At 73.9% G+C, this 2,172-nt stretch carries 2 protein-coding genes; both read left to right on the top strand.

Annotation, left to right across the window (positions count from 1 at the left end):
- Positions 1–330: 330 nt before the first annotated feature.
- Positions 331–990 carry a cupin domain-containing protein gene (locus AOK24_RS43415; RefSeq protein ID WP_240554415.1) on the top strand — a complete coding sequence of 220 codons (660 nt, stop codon included), beginning with the start codon at positions 331–333 and terminating at the stop codon, positions 988–990.
- On the top strand, positions 987–1,985 hold the full coding sequence (locus AOK24_RS43410) for a hypothetical protein (RefSeq protein ID WP_055725336.1): 999 nt from the start codon (positions 987–989) through the stop codon (positions 1,983–1,985). The genes AOK24_RS43415 and AOK24_RS43410 overlap by 4 nt, the downstream gene beginning before the upstream one ends.
- Positions 1,986–2,172: the final 187 nt, after the last annotated feature.

The raw sequence follows: 2,172 nt of genomic DNA, 5'->3' as shown, positions 1-2,172 counted from the left end.
GTGCCCGGGCGGGCGACGATGCTGTTCACCGCCGAAGGGCGCCGACTGGAGAACGACCCCGACGCGGACCGGCGCGCGGTGTGGGAAGGGCGGGAATGGCAGGCGGGGGCCTGGTACGCCGTGGGGGAGGGGTTCTGAGCCGGCGTCAGGGCGCTCCGGCGAGCCGGACGGCCGGCGCCTGTGACGCGTGAGGCCGCCGCGCGAACGAAGTCCCCATAGTTCACCCAGAGTTCACCCCGGCTCCGCAAGTCGTTCGGTCCGTAACCTCGTCGCGTTCCGGACCAGCGGCTTACCATGCGCCTACATGAGCGGCACACGGGGGAGGCGCGCTTGTCCGGCGGTATGCGTGAAGGTTTCGCGGAGGCGGGGCGACTGCCGTCCGGCGTACGGCTGTACCGGATCGGCGCGGACGGCACCGTCGTCCTCGCCGACCGCGACGGCGCCCGCGAACTCGGCCCCGACAAGGACCTGTTGAGGTTCATCGACGACGGCCAGTTCGCCCACTACCTCGTCGGCGACGCCAAGACCTCGCCCGAACGACCCTCCAACGCCACCGTCAAACTCGGCATCGTCGGCCCGCGCAGCGCCTTCACCCCGCACGCCCACGGCGGCGAGCACCACGTCCTCAGCCTCGGCTACGCCTCCTGCGGCCTGTACGACGCCGAACGCGACCGCGTCACCGAAGTCCCCCTCGCCCCCGGCGAGTTGATCCGCATCCCCGAGATGATGCCGCACTCCTTCGCCAACCGGAACACCGACCCGCTCACCATCCTCGCCGCGAACACCGGATACGGCATCGACCACGAGGACTACGCGATCACCGCCGACGAGGCCGAACGGCGTCCCGACCCGGAGTTCCGCCAACTCGCCGCCGCCCTGCGGGACATCGAACGCCACCAGGACGTCCACGGCACCGGCGTCACCACCGTCCGCGAACGCCTCGCCGCACGCCTGCGGCGCATCGCACAGGGACTGGAGGGCCGCACATGATCTGCCCGCACTGCCGGCAGTCCCTCCTGCGCAAGGAACGCCCCGGCAACCGGTGCGGCAAATGCGGGCGCCGGTACGCCTTCGACCCCAAGACCGACCCCCTCGAACTCAACGACCTCCGGGTCCTCAGGATCGCGGCGGCCCTCACGAGCGGCGGACAACTCCCCTGCACCACCGGCCAGTTGTGGTACGCCCTCTCCCGTCGCTCGCTGCGCCGGCCCCGGGCCGGGGCGGGGTGCGCGATCCCCCTGGCCGTCCTCGGAGGCGGCGTCGGCATCGTCGGCGTCGGCAGCGGTGTGGGCGCCGCCCAGGTCGTCGGCCTGCTCGCGCTCCTCGTGGCGGCCGGGTTCGGCGTCGCCCACGTCACGGGGGTCGGGCGGGGCAGACCCCGGCTCGAACGGGCGTCGTTCCGCACCGTCTCGCTCGCCGCCTGGCGGGTCGCCCACGGCTCCCTGCCGCCCGGCATCCTCGACGACACCCGCGCCCCGCTGCCGCGCGAAGGGGCGGCGAGCAGGACCGTCGTCCTGTGCCCCGACCGGTCCATCGCCGTCTTCCTGGACGCGGCGGGCCTGGACGTCGTCACCGAACCGTCCGCCCTGCCCCGCCGGGTGCCCGTCCTGGTCCTCCACGACGCCGACGCCGCCGGGGTGCTGTACGCCCACTGGGCCCGCAGCGCCTATCCCGGGCGGATCGTCGTCGACGTAGGGGTGCCGGTGGACGCCGTGTACGGGGTGCGCAAGGCCGTACCCGTCCGGGGGGAGCGGCCGGACGCCGACACCGTCAAGTCCCTCACCGCCACCGGGGAGTTGACCGCCCAGCAGGTCAAGTGGCTGGCGCGGGGGTGGGGGTTCCCGCTCGTGGGGGTGCCGCCGGCGAAGCTGCTGGCCGCCGTGACGCGGGCGCGCGAACAGGTCGAGGCGCGGCGGGAGGCCGCCGCCGTCGGCTTCCTGACCTGGCCCGAGACTCCGCGCACCGGACCCGGAGGGCCCGGATGACCTGCCCCGCCGCTGAGAAAGACGGGAACTGACATGCCGAGGCCACTGCTGAGCCGCGCGATCACCGTGGCCGCGCGCCGGGCCGCCGCCCCCGGGAACCTGCGCTTCACGGAACGCCAGCTGTACTACGAGACCTGCCGGGTACTGCGCCCGAACCCGGCCCCGCTGCGCCGCGTCCCCCACAGCC

Origin of the sequence: Streptomyces niveiscabiei, from assembly GCF_001419795.1 — a bacterium.
In the GTDB taxonomy this organism is placed as follows: domain Bacteria; phylum Actinomycetota; class Actinomycetes; order Streptomycetales; family Streptomycetaceae; genus Streptomyces; species Streptomyces niveiscabiei.
This window is presented reverse-complemented; position numbering and strand designations above follow the sequence as displayed.

Bases quoted from the DNA above. Each gene is read 5' to 3' on its own strand.
- AOK24_RS43410 (WP_055725336.1), top strand. From the start codon at position 987: ATGATCTGCCCGCACTGCCGGCAGTCCCTCCTGCGCAAGGAACGCCCC.